The 19,367-nt window shown below is 50.3% G+C and carries 20 protein-coding genes and 3 pseudogenes; 14 read left to right on the top strand and 9 right to left on the bottom strand.

The features are described from left to right. Positions 1 to 568: 568 nt before the first annotated feature. Positions 569 to 910 (bottom strand): hypothetical protein, encoded by a 342-nt coding sequence (locus tag AC6I8W_RS11340; RefSeq protein WP_497835096.1) that lies wholly within the window; start codon positions 908 to 910, stop codon positions 569 to 571. 2 nt (positions 911 to 912) lie between these two features. Next, a complete protein-coding gene (locus AC6I8W_RS11335; protein ID WP_497835095.1) occupies positions 913 to 1,491 on the bottom strand; it encodes a glycoside hydrolase family 19 protein in 579 nt (192 codons plus the stop codon). A gap of 369 nt (positions 1,492 to 1,860) precedes the next feature. Here AC6I8W_RS11335 and AC6I8W_RS11330 point away from each other — a divergent pair. From AC6I8W_RS11330 to AC6I8W_RS11315, 4 genes and pseudogenes are all read left to right on the top strand, one after another. Further along, positions 1,861 to 2,136, top strand: a pseudogene (locus tag AC6I8W_RS11330) (phage tail terminator-like protein); the annotation flags it as partial. 23 nt (positions 2,137 to 2,159) lie between these two features. Beyond that, a complete protein-coding gene (locus tag AC6I8W_RS11325) occupies positions 2,160 to 3,320 on the top strand; it encodes a phage tail tube protein (protein ID WP_497835094.1) in 1,161 nt (386 codons plus the stop codon). Positions 3,321 to 3,360: 40 nt separating this feature from the next. Beyond that, a pseudogene (locus AC6I8W_RS11320) lies at positions 3,361 to 3,807 on the top strand (phage-derived protein YdaY family protein); the annotation flags it as partial. 113 nt (positions 3,808 to 3,920) lie between these two features. Continuing rightward, positions 3,921 to 4,157: a hypothetical protein gene (locus AC6I8W_RS11315; RefSeq protein WP_497835093.1), complete on the top strand. Its 237-nt coding sequence runs from the start codon at positions 3,921 to 3,923 to the stop codon at positions 4,155 to 4,157. A 41-nt stretch (positions 4,158 to 4,198) separates the two neighbouring features. On the opposite strand, the gene AC6I8W_RS11310 is transcribed toward AC6I8W_RS11315, so the two are convergent. Beyond that, positions 4,199 to 4,462, bottom strand: coding sequence for a hypothetical protein (locus AC6I8W_RS11310; RefSeq protein WP_497835092.1), 264 nt, complete (start codon positions 4,460 to 4,462; stop codon positions 4,199 to 4,201). A gap of 324 nt (positions 4,463 to 4,786) precedes the next feature. On the opposite strand from AC6I8W_RS11310, the gene yecR reads away from it, so the two are divergent. The 3 genes from yecR to AC6I8W_RS11295 all read left to right on the top strand — a co-directional run bounded on the left by yecR (position 4,787) and on the right by AC6I8W_RS11295 (position 6,113). Continuing rightward, entirely contained in the window at positions 4,787 to 5,110 is a 324-nt protein-coding gene (yecR, locus tag AC6I8W_RS11305; protein ID WP_497835091.1) for a YecR family lipoprotein, read from the top strand. Positions 5,111 to 5,172: 62 nt separating this feature from the next. Then, a complete protein-coding gene (locus AC6I8W_RS11300; RefSeq protein WP_497835090.1) occupies positions 5,173 to 5,910 on the top strand; it encodes a hypothetical protein in 738 nt (245 codons plus the stop codon). Further along, positions 5,907 to 6,113: a hypothetical protein gene (locus tag AC6I8W_RS11295; RefSeq protein WP_497835089.1), complete on the top strand. Its 207-nt coding sequence runs from the start codon at positions 5,907 to 5,909 to the stop codon at positions 6,111 to 6,113. The genes AC6I8W_RS11300 and AC6I8W_RS11295 overlap by 4 nt, the downstream gene beginning before the upstream one ends. Before the next feature lie 804 nt (positions 6,114 to 6,917). On the opposite strand, the gene AC6I8W_RS11290 is transcribed toward AC6I8W_RS11295, so the two are convergent. Next, the gene (locus tag AC6I8W_RS11290) at positions 6,918 to 7,439 is read right to left on the bottom strand and encodes a DUF2778 domain-containing protein (protein WP_497835088.1); all 522 of its coding nucleotides are present in this window, start codon (positions 7,437 to 7,439) and stop codon (positions 6,918 to 6,920) included. An 11-nt stretch (positions 7,440 to 7,450) separates the two neighbouring features. Next, positions 7,451 to 7,936 carry an Hcp family type VI secretion system effector gene (locus AC6I8W_RS11285; RefSeq protein WP_497835087.1) on the bottom strand — a complete coding sequence of 162 codons (486 nt, stop codon included), beginning with the start codon at positions 7,934 to 7,936 and terminating at the stop codon, positions 7,451 to 7,453. A gap of 301 nt (positions 7,937 to 8,237) precedes the next feature. On the opposite strand from AC6I8W_RS11285, the gene AC6I8W_RS11280 reads away from it, so the two are divergent. The 3 genes from AC6I8W_RS11280 (at position 8,238) to AC6I8W_RS11270 (ending at position 10,608) form a co-directional block, all read left to right on the top strand. Then, a complete protein-coding gene (locus AC6I8W_RS11280; RefSeq protein ID WP_497835086.1) occupies positions 8,238 to 8,477 on the top strand; it encodes a DNA polymerase V in 240 nt (79 codons plus the stop codon). Beyond that, on the top strand, positions 8,477 to 9,703 hold the full coding sequence (umuC, locus tag AC6I8W_RS11275; RefSeq protein ID WP_497835085.1) for a translesion error-prone DNA polymerase V subunit UmuC: 1,227 nt from the start codon (positions 8,477 to 8,479) through the stop codon (positions 9,701 to 9,703). Before AC6I8W_RS11280 ends, umuC begins: the two co-directional genes overlap by 1 nt. Before the next feature lie 641 nt (positions 9,704 to 10,344). Then, a complete protein-coding gene (locus tag AC6I8W_RS11270) occupies positions 10,345 to 10,608 on the top strand; it encodes a hypothetical protein (RefSeq protein ID WP_497835084.1) in 264 nt (87 codons plus the stop codon). A 68-nt stretch (positions 10,609 to 10,676) separates the two neighbouring features. Here the strand turns inward: AC6I8W_RS11270 and AC6I8W_RS11265 are convergent, their stop codons facing one another. Beyond that, complete coding sequence (locus AC6I8W_RS11265) at positions 10,677 to 11,018, bottom strand: NirD/YgiW/YdeI family stress tolerance protein (RefSeq protein ID WP_497835083.1); 342 nt, start codon at positions 11,016 to 11,018, stop codon at positions 10,677 to 10,679. A 661-nt stretch (positions 11,019 to 11,679) separates the two neighbouring features. Next, positions 11,680 to 12,078: a hypothetical protein gene (locus tag AC6I8W_RS11260; protein WP_497835082.1), complete on the bottom strand. Its 399-nt coding sequence runs from the start codon at positions 12,076 to 12,078 to the stop codon at positions 11,680 to 11,682. Positions 12,079 to 12,247: 169 nt separating this feature from the next. On the opposite strand from AC6I8W_RS11260, the pseudogene AC6I8W_RS11255 reads away from it, so the two are divergent. From AC6I8W_RS11255 to AC6I8W_RS11245, 3 genes and pseudogenes are all read left to right on the top strand, one after another. Next, a pseudogene (locus AC6I8W_RS11255) lies at positions 12,248 to 12,478 on the top strand (DNA polymerase V); the annotation flags it as partial. A gap of 165 nt (positions 12,479 to 12,643) precedes the next feature. Further along, positions 12,644 to 13,849, top strand: a complete 1,206-nt coding sequence (locus tag AC6I8W_RS11250; RefSeq protein WP_497838172.1) for an FAD-dependent oxidoreductase — start codon at positions 12,644 to 12,646, stop codon at positions 13,847 to 13,849. Positions 13,850 to 13,988: 139 nt separating this feature from the next. Next, positions 13,989 to 14,189, top strand: coding sequence for a DUF2767 family protein (locus tag AC6I8W_RS11245; RefSeq protein WP_013509199.1), 201 nt, complete (start codon positions 13,989 to 13,991; stop codon positions 14,187 to 14,189). Between the two features lie 39 nt (positions 14,190 to 14,228). On the opposite strand, the gene nifJ is transcribed toward AC6I8W_RS11245, so the two are convergent. Further along, positions 14,229 to 17,756 (bottom strand): pyruvate:ferredoxin (flavodoxin) oxidoreductase, encoded by a 3,528-nt coding sequence (gene nifJ, locus AC6I8W_RS11240; RefSeq protein ID WP_497835081.1) that lies wholly within the window; start codon positions 17,754 to 17,756, stop codon positions 14,229 to 14,231. A 297-nt stretch (positions 17,757 to 18,053) separates the two neighbouring features. On the opposite strand from nifJ, the gene AC6I8W_RS11235 reads away from it, so the two are divergent. Further along, positions 18,054 to 18,326, top strand: coding sequence for a putative hemolysin (locus tag AC6I8W_RS11235; protein WP_497835080.1), 273 nt, complete (start codon positions 18,054 to 18,056; stop codon positions 18,324 to 18,326). A 16-nt stretch (positions 18,327 to 18,342) separates the two neighbouring features. Here the strand turns inward: AC6I8W_RS11235 and AC6I8W_RS11230 are convergent, their stop codons facing one another. After that, complete coding sequence (locus AC6I8W_RS11230) at positions 18,343 to 19,335, bottom strand: 2-hydroxyacid dehydrogenase (protein WP_497835079.1); 993 nt, start codon at positions 19,333 to 19,335, stop codon at positions 18,343 to 18,345. Between the last annotated feature and the right edge of the window lie 32 nt (positions 19,336 to 19,367).

Below are 19,367 nucleotides of genomic sequence, written 5' to 3'. Positions count from 1 at the left end.
AAGACAAAATTGATATAAATCATCTTTAAAAAATGGTGGTTGATTAGGATTGTTGTGCATTAATCGTGATTAATGACACAGCTTGCTTCAGTCAGGTGGACAGAAGCATTTCTGCATTACCCTTAATCGGCTCCAGATTTTAAACCTGCGTATGCAGGTTTTTTTTGCGATAAGAAAAACAGGGTGTGAAGAAATAAATACATCAGGTTAACTATGTCAGACCATAAATTATTGATGAATTCTGACCGGTTGTTCCGGCATTCCTATTATTACAATCCTGGGTATTCTGTTATTGCTTTTAAATCTTTCTTAGTCAAATATTTAATCCGCAGCGATGAATCCCCCTCAGCGGCGGGGCCAAGCCAATTGCGTTTTACCCAAGGAATGTGGCGTATCAGGTTATGGCTTTCCTGATGCACCGGGAGGCACCCGGCATCGCGGCGAAACATATTTAGTTTCGCATGAGAAGAAGAAACAAAAGCTGTAAATCCTTCCTTGATTAGTGTTAACCCGCGTGAGCGGGTTTTTTTAGGATAATTTCGGAGAAACTTCTCAGGAATTTTGAATGTTACAAGTCTGCGAACTCAAGGATTTCTTCGCCCATCAGGGTGCAATCAAGGTCAGAATAGTAGCTGAAACGCATTCTATATTTGCCCTTGTAGATATAGCCCCACGTTTCTAACACATCGAATTTTTGTGATGGATTTTGAGGGTTGCTCATTTTCGCCAGCGGAGTAACTTTGCTGTCAATAGAGATTCGGTTATCGTCATCCTTATAAAAAGACAGGAGTTTTTTGGCATCTTTAAGAGCTGTATCTTTGCACGTCATTGAGGATTGTTGTCCGGCTGCATATGAGCTGAAAGCCGAGAGCAGTAACACCAAAGAGAAAACAAATTTAAATTTTAACATTGTCAAATTCCCATCTCTTTCTTGATTCGATCAAGAGCATGCTTTCTATCAACAAGTCCGTTGTAACCACCATTGACGGCATAGGTCACGGCTCTGAAATCATCTCGGTCGGCAGGTATGTTTACGTGTCGCATATGCCAGAATTCACAGGCAGTCCTGACGGCTATGTCAGGATTGGATGAAACCAGACCAGGGCGATTAACCAAATCTTCATGGAGAATACGTCCATATTTATCGTAATTCTCGCGACCAGTGAGATGAAGCATGCCTCTACCAATGTATTTGGGACCATCACCAGGATATTTGTTACCGAGCGCCCGACCAACAGCGGTGTTGTATTCGTACTCCTTACCGCCGTTTCTGGCTCTTTCCGTCAGCGATGAAAAGTTTGCAGTTTCAACACAAAACTGCGCCAGAAAGTGTGCGAGCCTGAGATCTGAGTCGATCTTGTAAAACGGTAACCATTGGTTGAGTGAAGGGACAAGGGCACTGACATTGTGCTGTTGAGAATTCAGAAGGCTTTTCTCATGAAGATAATGCTGAGCGATTTTCCATAAAAAACCGGGTGTGATGCGAAACATTGAATGATTTCCTCCATTTAACTGAAACTTCCATCCATTCAAAAAGCATTGAGCACATCAGTTCTGTAGATATTCTGAACATACATATTGTAACGTGACTTTAAGAAATTTTAACAACTGACTTTGTCCATAAATGTTTCCGTATCAATTTCGATAGGTCGCCTGAAGGCGACCTTTTTCGTTTTGCGACTCCGCAAATAATTCCTTTTAACACTGGCAGCCGCCCCTGCATGCGGGAGATGGAGATGAAACGAATGCCGGAAAATGATGTTGGGTTCTGGGCCAGTCTTCTTGCCTGGCTTTATGCCCACAAGAACGAGGCTGGCTATGCCGCAACTTCGGGGGTGATGGCGATTATCAGAGCCTCCTATTTTGGCAGGGATAACCAACATTCCCGGCCAGTCGGGGGCGAATGAAATCGGCAATGGCCCGGTGGTGCACCGAACGGGCGTGGTGATTATCCAGTTATTTGTTCCCGTCGGTGCCGGTTCGCTGCTGATCACCGAAACCGCCGATCAAATCCGTGAGCTTTTCGAGTTTCAGCACGACGGTCGCCTGGATTATTTCGCCGTGTCAGCGATCGACGCGGGTGAAAACAACGGCTGGCAGCAAATGAATCTTCAGGTCCCTTACCGCGCTCAGTAGCGCATAACAATGGAGGTGCCCGCATGTCGAGCGGCGCTAAGGTAGTCTCGGCCTTTATCCGGGAAAATACAGCAGGTGTGACGCCGGTTGACGGTAGCTGGAGCCTGTTAAAACGTACAAGCTGGGGCATCGCCCCGGATCAGAGTACCGATGATAACGATGTAATCGGCGGCACCCGCATGGCACAGGGAAAAAGCCTCGGCACCATCGACGTCGGCGGGGATGTCGAAACCAAATTCCGCTGGGGCCATCATGATGATTTTCTGGCGTCCTGCTTCGGCACGGAATGGGCGAACGACGTGCTGACAATGGGTAATGACCGTATCGCCTTCAGTATGGCCACGTATGCGTCAGATATTGGCGTGGCCTCGATCGCGCGCGGCTGCCAGGTCGGCACGTTCAAATTATCCATTCCTAACGACGGCGAGATCACCGCCACGGTGACGGTTGCAGGGCTGGACTGGGCATCTCAGGCAAACGATGTCAGTTATTTTTCTGACCCCGTCGATAACGCCGGTGATCTGCGTTACTCGTTCAAGGAGGTCAGTAATATCCGGCTGAACGGTATCGATGGCGGTACGGGTTTCTGTGTGGATTCGTTCGATATCTCTTTCGATAACAACCTGCAAACCCAACGCTGTATCGGGACCGGCTCGGCGTTTGCCGGGGCGAATATCCCGACCACGTTCACGCCGTCCGGCTCCGTTACGTTGTCCTGGTCAAAGGAAGCCTGGAACCTGTGGAACAAGACTCTTACCGGGGAAACCGTGCCGTTCAGCTTTATGGTGGGGAACGATGAAGGCTCCTATACCTTCGATTTCCCCAAAGTGCAGGTGGCCGGTGACTGGCCCGACGGCGGCAATACCGACATCATCCAGGTGCAGCTCGATATCACCGCGGCAGATGAATCGCCGACCATTACGCGCGCGGCTGCGGCCATCGATGCGACCGGCATTACCGTTAACCCGGATTCTGCGTCTGTCGCCGTCGGCGCAACGACGGAGCTGTCGGCCACTCTCACACCTGCCGGTGCAAATACCGCCGTGACCTGGTCATCCTCTGATGAATCCATTACGACCGTCGATGCATCAGGCGTCGTGGCGGGCGTTGCAGAAGGTGACGCCACCATTACAGCGACGGAGGGTGCATATACCGCCACCTCTGCAATTAACGTGACCGCATAACTTTTATGCCCGTTCCGGCGGGCCTTCTTCTGGAGATAACATGCTGATTATTGCACCCCGCATCGATGTGAATGGCGAGCGCTGGTTCACGCCGAAAGAGAACGGAAAAGAGATAGCCGGTCTGCGGCTCAAAGTCGCCAGCATTGGAAATGATGAATACCGCAGCCGCAATGCTCTGATCCGCCGTCATATCGACAAACTGGACATGACGTATGGTGCCGGTACCGAAAGTTTCAGTCTTGAAAGCGTCGGTGATATTGACTCGATGGATGATTTGCTGATGCAGAACTGTGCGCAGTTTCTGCTGCTGGGCTGGGAGGGTGTGGGCGAAATGGTGGACGGTAAAGCCGTTGCCATTGAATACACGCCAGAGAAGGGCGTGGCAATGCTGAAACAGAAGCCGGAACTTTACTGGCAGGTGCTGGGCGTAGCCTCTGATATCGCGCAGGGTAAGGAGGAACAAATCCGGGGATCGGTGGGAAAGCCCTTGAAGCGCAAAAGTGGTTCAACGAGTTCGGCGGCGAATCAGCAGAAAAGGCCCACTGGCGGCGAGAAAAATTAGGGCTGCCAGCAGCTAAACAACCTGAATTCGATCCGGTAGTGCGCGAAGTCCTGAATGCCTATGCGGTGATATCTCTGGGGCGGCAGTATGCCGGTATGAGTGCTGTCCCGCTGCCGCTGGGCATCGGTGATGTCGCGTTGTACCTGTCATCAAAACCGGTGCTGATTGATCGTGCTGAGTTTGAGGCGTGCATCTTTGCGCTGGACAATGCTTATCGGGAAGAGTGGGGTAAAAAGCGGGAAAATGAGGACAGATACAAGGTCAAAAAAAAGTAACCCGCATTTGCGGGTTACGTAATCAGTATTTTCTGCCTCTGTTAATCTTCATCGTGGTGATCATCAGATTGACCGAATTTCTTTTCACCATGTTTATGGTGATCGTCATGCCGGTTTCCATCACTGCCAGAATGTTTTGAGCTATGCTCACGATTCGGCCCTTTATTATCCGAATGCTCATGTCTCCCTTTCTTCTCAAATTTATGTGATGAACCTTGCCCACCTTCGTGGTGGTTATCATTTGCAAACGTGATTGCGGGTGGCAGGATGACAGCACATACCACAGCCAGAATAACTTTCTTCATAACTAACAATTTCCTTACAGTTTGTGTGGGTTTCTTGCTCCATTGAATATACGCCCAGAAAAGGCCCGATAATCCTGACATTCTTACAGCACTTAAATTTATACAGGCTCAAATGATAATTACCATCTCACTAAAGTTATCTGATGTTGAAATTTATGTTAATTGGGTTGTGAGGTCTGATATATGCATCGATACGTTGAATAGCATGCATCAGAAATAATTTTAAATTCAGAGGAAATGAAATCCGAAATATTGCTGTAATTATTTTTTCTGGAAAAGTAAGTGATACCATTTCGGTCCGGAGATTAATTTTAAGGAACTGAAATGAAAAAAATCATACTTATAGCATTGATGCTGACTCTTTCGGGCTGCGCGGCCACTCATAAGGATATGGTGCCTATGGGAGGAAGCAAAGCTGACGGAACAGTGAAAATGGGTTACACAATCGGCATGTTTGAGACCCCCAAAGTTGATCTTGCTCAGGCCGCAAATCTGGCTGCCAAGAAATGTAAAACCTGGGGATATGAGGGGGCCGAGGCATTTGGGGGGCAATCTTCAGTCTGTGCCCGGTCGGGAGCGTATGGATGTGAAGAAACTAACGTTACCGTTGAATATCAATGCACAGGCGGTAAGGCTTCAGAAAACTAATCCTCACAAGATTCTCATCAGAACCCAGCATCTGCTGGGTTTTTTTATGCCCGGAGAAAACCATGCTTGAACAACAATCCCGTCTTGCGCTGGTTATCGACAGCACCGGCGCGCAGAAAAACAGCGAGTCGTTGGTGACAGTGCTGGATAAAATGACGCAGGTTGGGCTGGAGGCGGAAAAATCAATCGATGGTGTGTCTGCCGCCACAGGACGCGCCACAACGTCCAGCAGGACGCACACCGCACAGACCCGTAAGCAGAGCGATGAACTTAACAGCCTGCTGGAAACCATCCGGCCCACCAATAAATCGCTGGCCCAGCTTGATGCGCTGAACAAACAGCTGGCCCGCTCGTTTTCTAAAGGGCTGATCAACGAAAGCCAGTACCAGACGTACAGCAATATCCTTTCCGGCCTCGTTGAAAAAAGTGAAAAGCTCGATGATGAGTTAACCGGGGTGGCGCAGGCCCAGCGTGATGCGGCGAAGTCAGCGCAGCAGCTTCAGGCAGCGCAGGAAGCCGAGGCGCAAGCCTTACAACGCATGCTGGACAAAATTGATCCGGTATCGGCAGCGCTGCGTAGTATCGAGCGTGACCAGCAGGCGCTGGCCTCCGCCCTCGCAAACGGCAAGATCGATAACGGCCAGTTCGACGCCTACAGCAAATCACTGGCGCAGGCCAAGCAGGAAATAAACGGTGAAGCCAGAGCCGCGCGCGATGCGGCAAAGGCACACGATGAAGAGGTTGCCTCCCAGCGCAGGCTGGCATCGGAGAGGCAGACAGCGCCGGGTATTACGATGTGACATTCACGTTTGCGTGCGTGGAGGAGCTGTCAAATGCGCAGGCGGTGTGTCGGTTCACGATGACGGTGAATGGCGTGCTGCTGAATAAGCTGTACCGACTGGGTGTTGCGTATGAAAGTACTGAACCCACGGCGGATGAGGCTGAAACGGCACTGAGTAAGTACCTCTCGACGCTGTACAGCAGCGCGACTGTTGCGGCGTAATTGATCGTTTTGAACGATCAATCAGCGATAACTGATCTGTATAACCACTTTGAAATCAGGGGATAAAGCGATTTGTTTTTGATCACCGCTCAGAGTGGAAGGTAAACAGGGAATGTCTCGACGTAACACCTGGTTGTTGGTAATGCTGCTGTGTAGTTTGTTCTGGTTGGTGGTTTACTTCGCGCTTAAAGCCGGTTTCTGACCGGCTTTTTTATCTCTGAAAATCAGACGTGTTTCCACAAAATACAGAGATGCCATATCACCACCCCCCAGAATGAAAAGCAAAACAGGATCATCGCGGTAAACACATCTGCTCTTAAGTATCTCATTTTCAACCCTCCGGAAGTGCTCATATCAGATCGGAAAAATTTAAGGGGCTGACTTTAAATCCACCTGGTTAAACATTCGCCAAACGAGAAAGGGCGATGTGGTGAGCTGGAATGATTTCGGAGGGTAATTTGATCCATAGCAATTTTTACACGTAATAGTCATCTGCAAGTGGCCGGTCTGTGACCGGCTTTTATTTGCAAGAAATTAATGAATGTAAGGGGTTAATTGAATATGGATTTCAACTCTCTAATTATATACATTGAAAAAAAATAAATCACAGTGGTCATTGAGAATACGGTAATTAGAGAGATGTAAAAATAAATATCATATAAAATCTCATCACCTATATCATCATTGCGGTAAAAGAAATGACCTATCCGGACGGCTAAATCAACGTTTAGCCATACTTCAGGATTCCCAATGCTTCGGGCTACAATAAGTGATATGAGGAAGAAAAATATAATTTTCGACACCCTACAGGCAAGTTTTGCGATCGCCATTAGCTACGACCTCCACCCAACCACGAGCCATCAGAGATTTCATGCAGGGAACCTGCATCGGTGGTGTTCTCAGCAATGCATTTCTGATCTGTGCATAATCTGAGTTGTGAGCGATTGTGATACAACCTTCAGAAAGATGGCCGGGATGAAGCCTGAATAATCCCCTACGAACACCATTAATCCAGGTACTATCATCAATGGCCCAATCATCTTTATACAATGCAAACCATTCATCACGGCCAAACTCTGCACCGTAGTATAGTTTATTAAACAGATCCTGAGACTTTGCTTTAATCCACGAACCAATACCGCCTGAGCCGCGTTCTACAATCCAATATTTACCAGGAGGCAAGGGTCCATCATTGGGGATGGCCCCGCATCCACCTTTATTTCGGTAAACCCCGTTACCAGAGAACGCCATGAACACGCCCACGCCATAAAGATTAAAGGGGGCATAATCCGCACCATTTAAAATTAATTTTCCATGCAGTGCCATTAGATTGCATCCTAAGTTCTGACGTTCCAGTCGTCGGTGTATTGAATGTTGCCATCGACATAGCGCCACGTGATTTTGTCATACATCAGGGCAACTGACTCCATGTGGTTGAACTGAGAATTGCCCGGCAACTTAGCGTTAGGCATGCCCGGATTTACGCCCGTCACCTTAACTCCCTCCAGAGTCATAATAAAATAAGCAACTTCCTGACCAGCATCATTGATGCGGTACCAACGGATTTCAGCTGATTTAAGTGTCTGGCCTTTTGCCACAGCCTGATAGAGATAGGGGCTAGATGAATCAAACTCCTTCTCAAGCATCATTGGTGAATGTGAACGCTTACCTGTAATTTTCCCGTTCGCACTGTCAACGGGGATGTTTAAACCGTGGCTAAAGCCAATGATCTCTATGCTGCCTTCGCGATCTTGAACATCCACAGACCCTTTGATGTCAGCACCGCCATCATCTTTTAACCATAAGTAAGCTGGAATAGGCATAAAGTTCCCTTTTTTTCATGAGAAGACAGAAGGGATTTTTACTGTTCTAAAAGCGACCAATGCTGTTCAGGATCAATGATGTGATAGTTGAAAATCCTTAATGGGTAGCAAATAGTAATAGAAGTTAAGAGGTGGTTATGGCACCAAAAAGAATTTTTGTGCTGAATGTGTCTGTATAGGTCTCCAAAGAAAATTCCCTTTCAGCACAATCCCTTCTCAGAAACCTCTTACACCCGACTTGATCGATCATATCGATCGATTGTACTGTATTTATATACAGTAATTTTCTTGGGTAATCTCAATGCCACGCGACTACGAAATCATGATTGCCTTCCGGCAGGCGATAAAGCGAGATGCCGCAGGTCGTTTCACCATAAGTACACTCGATTTTGTACGTGAACTCGACCGGCTTAACTGGCATTACACGCTGCGTGCTGCCAACAGGTGGATCGAAGCCCACACAACGACATTCCGCGATATCTCAACAGCTGAAGGGGAAGAACGTCTGTTCCAGGTGTTTAACCCAAATGGGGGAATTTAATGTTCGCGCTGGTTGACGTGAATTCGTTCTATGCGAGCTGCGAAACGGTGTTCAGGCCAGACCTGCGCGGTAAGCCTGTGGTTGTGCTTTCAAACAATGACGGTTGTGTTATTGCCCGTTCTGCCGAGGCTAAAGTGCTGGGTATCAAAATGGGCGATCCGTACTTCAAGATGAAGAATGAGCTACGACGCCACAAAGTGCAGGTGTTCAGTTCGAATTACTCGTTGTATGCCGACATGTCTAACCGGGTAATGTCCACCCTTGAGGAAATGGCTCCTGCTGTGGAAATCTACTCCATCGATGAGGCTTTTATGAATCTTTCGGGGATGGAGAGGAATCATTCACTGGAGGAATTCGGGCGGCAGGGCCGTGCACGGATCAAACGTGATACCCATCTTACTGTTGGCGTTGGCATTGCACAGACTAAAACGCTGGCGAAACTGGCAAATCATGCCGCCAAAAAGTGGACGCAAACTGGTGGGGTGCTCGATTTGTCGAATGTAGACCGCAAGCGAAAACTGATGGCGCTGGTGCCGGTCGAGGATGTGTGGGGCGTTGGTCGGCGCATCAGTAAAAAGCTCAATGCTATGGGTGTAATGACCGCTAAAGACCTTTCAGAGCAAAGCACCTGGATCATCAGGAAGCATTTCAATGTGGTGCTGGAACGCACGGTGAGAGAGCAGCGCGGCGAGCCATGCCTGGCAATAGAAGAGTTTGCTCCGACAAAACAGCAAATTGTATGCTCGCGTTCGTTTGGTCACCGCATCACGGATTATGTAGAAATGCGCCAAGCGATTTGCGCCTATGCAGAACGGGCAGCAGAGAAGCTGCGAGGTGAGAAACAGTATTGTCGGCAGATAGCTGTGTTCCTTCGCACCAGCCCCCACGCAGAAAATGAGGTGTTCTACGGCAACCAGGCGATGGGAAAATTGCTCACGCCGTCAAACGATACGAGGGACATCATTCGGGTGGCGATGGAGGCACTGGATGGCATCTGGATTCCCGGACACCGTTATATGAAAGCAGGAGTCATGTTGGGCGACTTTTTCAGCCAGGGCGTTGCGCAGCTCAACTTGTTTGATGAATTCCAGCCACAGGCTAACAGTGAGGCTCTGATGCGAGTTGTTGACGGCCTTAATCAAAGCGGGAAGGGGAAAATCTGGTTTGCAGGGCAAGGCATATTGGCTCGAAGTGAGACGAGCGGTTCAGGTTATTGGCTTGCCTGAACCACCGGGAGGCATCCGGCACCGTATCAGCAGACACCAGGGAAATCTGATAAATAACATCAACACTCATTTGAGGCTGATTGGTTTTAAATGAGAAAGACAAAATTGATATAAATCATCTTTAAAAAATGGTGGTTGATTAGGATTGTTGTGCATTAATCGTGATTAGTGACACAGCTTGCTTCAGTCAGGTGGACAGAAGCATTTCTGAAATACCCTTAATCGGCTCCAGATTTTAAACCTGCGTATGCAGGTTTTTTTTGCGATAAGAAAAACAGGGTGTGAAGAAATAAATACATCAGGTTAACTATGTCAGACCATAAATTATTGATGAATTCTGAACGGTTGTTCCGGTATTCCTATTATTACAATCCTGGGTATTCTGTTATTGCTTTTAAATCTTTCTTAGTCAAATATCTAATCCGCAGCGATGAATCCCCCTCAGCGGCGGGGTCAGCCAGGCACCTCGACGATCAAACGACGGGACAGAAGTGGCTATCTGTCTCACCGGGAGGCACCCGGCATCGTGGCAATAATGTTATTTCTCTGAATGATAATAAACGCGGGAAACCGCGACTACTCCTGTATCTGTTAACCCGCGCAAGCGGGTTTTTTTTAAAGTGATATATGAGAAACTTCTCATGTTTACAGATGATGATTATGGCGATATCGGGGATGCGAACAGCGCCGGATATTACGATGTGACATTCACGTTTGTGTGTGTGGCGGAGCTGTCAAACGCCCAGGCTGTGTGCCGGTTCACTATGGCGGAGAATGGCGTGCTGCTGAGTAAGTTTTACCGACTGGGCGTGTCGGATGAAAGTACGGAACCCACGGCAGACGAGGCAGAGCTGGCATTGCAAAATTATCTGATGATGGTTTATCAGTCAGCTAAAAGCACATAACTGCATGCGCGAAAGTGATTAATTATGATGCTGCCCTGCGAAACATCAATGAATGCAGGGCAGTCTATTTAATTCAGTATCTGAATACTGTCTGAATCAATTTCGACGTGGCCGTCATCACGGTCAATCTCACCCGCTACGCGAACGGTTTTTCCCACCAGTCTGTAATTTCCTCCATCGTCATCTTCATCGTCGCCGTCATCATCCGCATCAATGCGAATCTTGCCAGTGGCATCTTCCAGCCAGTAGTCATCATCTCCGGCCCGCCCCGTGATTTTCCCTTCGACAACAACGTTTCTGTCATCACGCATATTCTTTGCTTCAGCCACAGTCACACTCTGGTGTACGGATGCATGTGCTGAGGTGCATGCCATTAACCCGAGTGACAGAAGTAAGCCGACTATCTTCATCCCTGCATCTCCCTGTTTTCGGCTTAACCGGTTTAAGCCACTTAGCATGGTAATTTAACTTTAAAACCGAGAAAACACCGTAAAACCAGATAGTTATTGTCATTTGGGTTGTGTTGTAGAGCGATGGTTATTAGGTTGTATATTCTCTGGTTAATGAAGGCGCATGGTGTTTGTAATTGATCGTTTTGAACGATCAATCAGCGATAATTGATCTGTAAAACCGCTTTGAAAATGTGGGTTTAAAAGATTAATTTCTGAACACCATTTAAGAGGGAAGGTAAACAGGGAATGTCTCGTCGTAACACGTGGCTAATAGTGATGCTGCTGTGTAGTTTGTTCTGGTTGGTGGTTTTCTTCGCGCTAAAAGCCGGTCTGTGACCGGCTTTTATCATTCTGAAAATTAGAGATGGCAGGCCTTATGCCCTACGATTGAGATCGAGATTGAGATGAGACTGAAGAGCATAAGCGAGAATGTTTTAATTTATTTATTCATTCTCTTTGTTTTTTTAACAACATAAAAATACGCAATCCCAATGAATATGATGAAAATTCCAATTGATTTTATTGCGTAATTGCATCAACCTATATAATCCTTCAGCCAATTCTCTTTCTGACTTCATCAAGGTACTGAAGTGATTATTACGATAAAGCACTGGTTCAACTAGAAACAGAGCATTTCAATATTCTGGCTATACAAAATGCGGTAATAAGTCGGATTTATAGCATGTGGTTCGTCGGCTTTCTTTGCTGCTTTGTCCACGTAGCTGTAAGCCGTCAGGAGCCAAATAGCATAATTTGTATAATTGCCGATTTTCTTCCGCGAAAAAAATGAAGATATAGCGAAAGAGTGCGCAATAGCTGATGTCACAGCATAAACGATTGAACGACTTGTTAAAACACCGCTTGCAGTGTGTGCACCCAGGCCTGACAGTTCTCTTGCAATTTTTGTTATTTTATCTTCGGAAAAGCCACGAAAATAATTCTCGACATATAGCCTGATTAAATAAGTGATAATATCTCTTCTCTTTACCAGCTTAACCAGCGCCTTTAAAAATCTCACCAACTTTACTGCCGCTAGCGTGTCAGTTCAAGTTGCTTAGTTTGAAGGTTCCTGAATTAAAATCCCTTTTCACACAATCCCTTCTCAGAAATCCCCTCATTTGATCTTGATCCATGACCTCAATTAATAATACTGTATCTATATACAGCCTTGTTAAGGTTTACCAACCATGCCCCGCGACTATGAAATCATGATTGCCTTCAGGCAGGCGATAAAACGCGATGCTGCTGGCCGTTTCACCATCAGCACACTCGACTTTGTGCGTGAACTCGACCGGCTCAACTGGCATTACACGCTGCGCGCTGCCAACAAGTGGATCGAGGCCCACACAACGACATTTCGCGACATCTCTACTGCCGAAGGGGAAGAACGCCTATTCCAGGTGTTCAACCCGAATGGGGCATCTGATGTTCGCGCTGGTGGACGTGAACTCGTTCTATGCGAGCTGCGAAACGGTATTCAGACCAGACCTGCGCCGAACGCCAGCACTTATTGCAGCACTGAGCGCTATACACAAATGATAATTATTATCATAAACTCAGTTAGTGCTGACCAAGGAGCGATGATGAAGCCTGAAGCGAATGCGATCCTGAATACCGAGTGCTGCATTGTAGGCGGCGGTCCGGCCGGGTTGATGCTGGGATATCTGCTGGTGCGTGCTGGTTTGCGGGTGGTGGTGATTGAAAAACATGCCGATTTTCTGCGCGATTTTCGTGGCGATACCATTCATCCCTCGACGCTGGAGATCATGCATCAACTCGGTTTACTGGAGAAACTGCTGCAACTACCGCATCAACGGGCAGAAAAGTTACAGGCTGAAATCGCCGGTCAGGAAGTGACGATGGCCGATTTTTCCCGTCTTCCGGTCCAGTGCCGCTTTATCGCCTTTATGCCGCAATGGGACTTCCTCAACTTCCTCGCGCAACAAAGCGCGGGCTATGCCGGATTTACCTTGCTGCCATCCACCACGTTTGACCGTTTTATCGACCATCAGGGGCGCGTCGCAGGTATTCACGCCAGCACCGAACAGGGGCCGCTGGAGATCCGGGCACAGCTGGTGGTGGGGGCCGATGGCCGCAACTCCGCGGTACGTGCCGCAGCCGGGTTAACCAGCCGGGCGTTTGGTGCTTCACGCGATGTGGTTTGGTTCCGGCTGGATAAGCAGCAGGGCGATCCGACCTGGGGCATGGGGCATAAAGGGCCACGGCAAAACTTTATCGTTATTGACCGGGGTGAATACTGGCAATGTGGCTACACCATCCCCAAAGGTGAGTTTGAGGAGCTGCAAGCGGCGGGCCTCGATCAATTCAAAGCGGCGATTGCGCAGGTTGCACCCTTTGACGTGTCGCGTCTATCTTCTCTTACCGACTGGCAGCAATTTAAGCTGCTGTCGATCCGTATTGACCGCCTCGATAGCTGGATGAAGCCCGGCGTGCTGTGTATCGGTGACGCGGCGCACGCCATGTCGCCGATTGGCGGTGTCGGCGTTAACCTGGCGATACAGGACGCAGTCGCTGCCGCCAATTATCTGACCGAGCCGTTGCGCAAAGGGGATGTCACCCTGCGTGACCTGGCGAAAGTACAGAAGCGGCGTCAGTTCCCGACGGTGGCGACCCAGTTCCTGCAAATTAAAATGAGTAGCAATAAACGCAAACCCGGCAAGAAAAGCAACATGCCGACCATTATCCGTCGTTTCCCGTTTTTACGTTTCGTGTTTGGCCGCCTGATCGGGCTGGGATTCCGCATGGAGAAACCGCGTTTTTCCGGTTAATCGGCGCTCAGGATAAAGATCAGCATTCTTTACCCGAATTATTCGTGCATTTATTGATCTGTGCGAAGATTTTGCTTGCTCCACGCTGACAGGATGAAGACATGAGTTACTTTAGTTTCTAAAGGGTGAGGAGAGGCGGATGCAAACTTACGATATGGTTTTTGAAGAAGCGTGCCGGTTAGTCGGTCAATGTTACCTGGAACTGGCGCAGCGTGGCGTGGCAACAGAAAAAGATGTGTTGGCGACGGAGTTACAGAATCTGCAACTCCGCTACCGTGAATTAACCGGATCACCCAACCGGGCGGTGGAGATGGCGATTACCCAACTCAAGCCCTGTTAATTATTATTAAGCCCGGCCTTCTGCGCCGGGCTTTGTTTATCACTCGTTCTTCTCTGCTTTTCCTGCCAGCTCCGCTAACCGCTGATAACGCTGGTTAGCGGCCTCGCTGGCATCCCGCCACAGCTGTGCTGCGGTTTCCGGTTGCTCGGTTTGCAACTGGCGGAAACGTTGCTCATTCATCAGCGCCTGCTCCAGCTCGGAAGTGGGCGGGCGCGAATCCAGCGCCAGCGCGGCTTTACCCTGTTCCGCCCGGCTTGGATCAAAACGGTATAATGGCCAGAATCCACTGGTGGTCAGCAGACGCATCTGTTCATGGCTATAGGCGAGATCATAACCATGTTCTTCACACGGGCTGTAGGCGATAATTAATGAAGGACCAGGCCAGGCTTCGGCTTCCTGAATCGCCTTCACGGTTTGATTTAACTGCGCGCCAAGGGAAATCTGCGCTACATAAACATGTCCGTACAACATGGTCGCCATGCCGAGATCTTTACGTGCCTTGCGTTTTCCCTGTTCGCCAAATTTGGTGACTGCACCAAGCGGGGTGGCTTTCGATGCCTGACCGCCGGTGTTGGAGTAACATTGGGTATCCAGCACCAGCACATTGACGTTTTCACTCAGGCTCATCACATGATCGAGGCCACCGTAACCGATGTCATAGGCCCAGCCATCCCCGCCGATTAACCACACCGATTTATCGACTAGCGCATCGGCCGCAGAGATTAACGCCTGCGCGGCAGTGTGCGTCACATTCTTCAATGCAGCGCGTAGCTGGCTAATCTGTTCGCGACGTACCGATGTGGTGACGTTGTCACATTTAAGCGCCGCCACCAGCGTTTCTGGCAATTCAGCGGCGCACTGCTCCAGTAGACGCAGGGCGCGCTGGCACTGCTGATCCACACTCAAACGGAAGCCCAGACCGAATTCCGCGTTATCTTCAAACAACGAATTGGCCCACGCCGGACCACGCCCTTCCGCGTTGGTGGTGTAAGGCGTGGACGGCAGATTACCGCCGTAGATGGAGGAACAGCCGGTGGCATTGGCGATTAGCAGCCGATCGCCGTAGAGCTGCGTTAACAGCTTGATATACGGAGTCTCACCACAGCCGGAACAGGCACCAGAATATTCGAACAGCGGGGTGATCAGCTGTGAGGTACGAATATCAATGCGTTCCAGTTGCTCGGCGGTGATTTCCGGCAGGGCGAGAAACGCATCGTAATTAATTTTTTCAGTTTCGACATGTTCCAGCCGCGATTGCATATTGATGGCTTTGATTTCCGGGTGCTGACGATCGCTGGCCGGACAGACTTCGACGCACAAATTGCAGCCGGTGCAATCCTCTGGCGCGACCTGCAATACATATTTTTGTCCACGCATATCACGCGATTTGACATCCAGCGATGCCAGGCTGGCAGGGGCGCCCGCCAGCGCTTCCGGGGCCACCACCTTGGCGCGAATCGCCGAATGCGGGCAGGCCGCCACACAATGGTTGCACTGGGTACAGAGGTCGGGCTGCCAGATGGGGATCGCTTCGGCAATATTCCTTTTTTCCCATTGCGTGGTGCCGGTGGGCCAGCTGCCATCCGGCGGCAGGGCAGAAACCGGTAGCTTATCGCCCAGCCCGGCCAGCATGGCGGCGGTGACGGTTTTAACAAAATCGGGCGCGTTGTCGGACACCACCGGTGGGCGATGTGGACTGCTTGCATCCACCGTCTGCAACGGTACGGCTTCCAACGCCTGTTGCGCCATTGCCAGCGCCTGCCAATTGCGCTGCACCAGTTCTTCGCCTTTGCTGCGATAGCTACGGGCGATGGCGTTTTGCAGCTCGCTCAGGGCGCTGTCGCCCGGCAGGATTTGCGTCAGTTGGAAGAAAGCCATCTGCATCACGGTATTGATGCGCGCGCCGAGCTGGCATTCCCGTGCGATACGCGCCGCATTGATCACATAAAAACGCGCCTGTTTATCGTTGAGCTGCGTCTGTACCTCCTGCGGCAGGCGATGCCACACGTCATCGGCAGCATAAGGCGTGTTCAGCAGAAAAATACCGCCCGGTTTCAGCTGATCGAGCATCGAATATTTGTCGATGAATTGTAACTGGTGGCAGCCAATAAAATCGGCCTGCTGGATCAGATACGCGGACTGAATCGGCTGCTGGCTGACGCGCAGATGCGACACCGTCAGGCCGCCCGCCTTTTTCGAATCGTAAACGAAATAACCCTGCACCTGCCACGGTGTGGCATTGCCGATGATTTTCAGGTTGTTTTTGGTCGCACTGACGCTGCCATCACTGCCTAGCCCGTAGAACAAGGCTTCAAGATGGGCGCGATTCGGCACAATGTTAGCCTCGGGCGGCAGCGAGAGATGGGTAACGTCGTCGTAAATCCCCACGGTAAAGCGCGCGGGCGGCTGTGGGCGTTGCAGAGCACGGAACACTGCCAGCACCGCATCGGGGGCAAACTCTTTGGACGACAGGCCATAACGACCGCCACAAACCTGCGGCAGGGTGCTGCGCTCGCCACGGCTAAAGGCTTCTGCCAGCGCGGTCATCACATCCAGAAACAGCGGTTCGCCCAACGCGCCAGGTTCTTTGGTGCGATCCAGCACCGCCACGCGTTGCACCGATGACGGCAGCACACTTAACAGATACTGCGCGGCGAAAGGACGATACAGACGCACCTTCACCAGCCCGACTTTTTCACCGCGCGTCAGCAGCGCATCAATCGCTTCTTCAGCGGTGCCACAGGCGGAACCCATCATTACCATCACCCGTTCCGCCTGCGGATGCCCATAAAACTCGAACGGCTGATAATGGCGGCCCGTTTGTTCGGCAAACGCTGCCATCGCGCTTTCGACATGCCCGGTGCAGGCGTTATACCAACGGTTGGTCGCTTCACGCGACTGGAAATACGTATCCGGGTTAGCGGAGGTGCCACGAACGGTGGGATGATCCGGCGTCAGGGCACGGGCGCGATGTTGTGCAATCGCTTCCTGCGGCATCAGCGCCAGCAGCGTTTCGTCACTGATCGGCACAATTTTGTTGATTTCGTGTGAGGTACGGAAGCCATCGAAGAAATGAATAAACGGGATGCGGCTATTAAGTGACGCCATCTGGGCAATTAGGGCGAAATCCTGCGCTTCCTGTACGCTGGAGGCACACAACTGCGCACAACCGGTCTGGCGCACCGCCATCACGTCGGAGTGGTCGCCAAAGATGGATAACGCATGGGTGGCGACGGTACGCGCTGCGACATGCAGCACAAACGGCATCAACTGCCCGGCCAGTTTGTACAGGGTGGGGATCATCAGCAGTAAGCCCTGCGATGAGGTGAACGAGGTGGATAGTGAACCGGTTTGCAGTGCACCGTGCACGGTGGCGATCGCACCGCCTTCGGATTGCATTTCGACCACACGTGGTACATCGCCCCAGATATTGTGGCGACCTTCTCCGGACCAGCCATCAGCTAACTCAGCCATCGTTGAGCTGGGGGTGATGGGATAAATAGCGATAACTTCGCTGGTGCGGAAGGCGACAGAAGCCACTGCGCCATTGCCGTCGACGGTAATCATAAATCGTCCTTTGCTGCGCTGAGAATGCCCGTGAAATTTCCGGGGTTAATTATCTCAGTCTAGCAAAGCAGCCAGGCATCACTTTCTCATCCGTGTGATGTCCGTGGCCCGCCGCACCGCTCACTAAAATTGCTGTTTTTTACATCGCTGGCTGGGGAAAATAAGTGGCAATCAGGATAATTCTGGTTGCAAAGCGTGAAAGAAAATTTTGTAAAAAGCTGTGTCGCCTCTCGACCCCTTGCTGCGCCTGACATATGCTGGTTCGAATTTTCCCCCCAACCGCCCGGAGCCTGATCGATGAAAGCCGCTTCCTTCCTGCTGGCCGGTGCTGCGCTGTTACTTTCCGCTTGCAGCAGCAATAGTGATAATGAACCGCCACAACAGGCGACCGCCGCGCATATTCAACCGCAGGTAGTGATGTCGTCCCTGGCGGAAACCAACTGCGCTAATGCCGGGGGAACGCTGGCGTTTTCACGCCAGTTAGATGGTTCGCGCATCGGTATGTGCCAGATGGCCAATGGTCGGCGCTGCGACGAGCAGGCATTGATGGGTGGACGCTGCGCCCGCTAACGCAAGGCGCTACATATCAGGCTTTTACCAGGTTAGGGCAATTCTCGCCGCGTTCAAGCTGGCCCAGATTGCCCAGCGTGGTTTCGGAGATGGCCGTCAACGCCTCTGCTGTCAGGAAAGCCTGATGGCCGGTGAACAAAACGTTATGGCAGGCGGACAGGCGACGGAACACGTCATCCTGAATCACATCATTCGATTTATCTTCAAAGAACAGGTCGCGTTCGTTTTCATACACGTCCATCCCGAGTGCACCGATTTTTTGTTGTTTCAACGCATCGATCGCCGCCTGGGAATCAATCAACCCGCCACGGCTGGTATTGATAATCATCACACCATCTTTCATCTGGCTGAAGGCCTCAGCATTGAGCAAATGGTGGTTTTCTGGTGTCAGTGGGCAGTGCAGGGTAATGACGTCTGATTCTGCCAGCAGGGTTTTAAGATCGACATATTCGGCTCCCAGTTCCAGTGCCTGGGCGCTGGGATAAGGATCAAATGCCAGCAGGCGCATACCAAATCCTTTCAGAATACGCATCGCGGCCACACCAATCTTGCCGGTGCCAACCACCCCGGCGGTTTTACCGTGCATATTGAAACCGGTTAAGCCATCCAGTGAGAAGTTCGCATCACGCGTGCGTTGATATGCACGATGGATACGCCGGTTCAACGTCATCATCAGGCCAACCGCATGTTCAGCAACGGCTTCTGGCGAATAGGCGGGAACGCGCACCACCTGCAAACCGAGGGCGGCTGCTGCCTCCAGATCGACGTTATTAAAACCGGCACAGCGCAGCGCGATATATTTCACTCCCAGCGCGGCCAGTTCTTCCAGCACCACTTTGCTGCCATCATCATTCACGAAGATACATACCGCATCACAGCCGACGGCATTCTTGGCGGTAGTTTCAGTCAGCAGAAAGTCAAAGAACACCAGCTCGAATCCATAGCTGGCGTTAACATGTTCAAGATACTTCTGGTCGTACTGTTTGGTACTGTAAACGGCAACTTTCATTGTTTCGCTCCTGAAAAATGGAATGTTGGCAG

Source organism: Pantoea sp. X-Soil-TKNS-1211, from assembly GCF_059730495.1.
The sequence above is the reverse complement of the archived record's forward strand: the minus strand, read 5'-3'. Positions and strand labels throughout refer to the sequence as shown.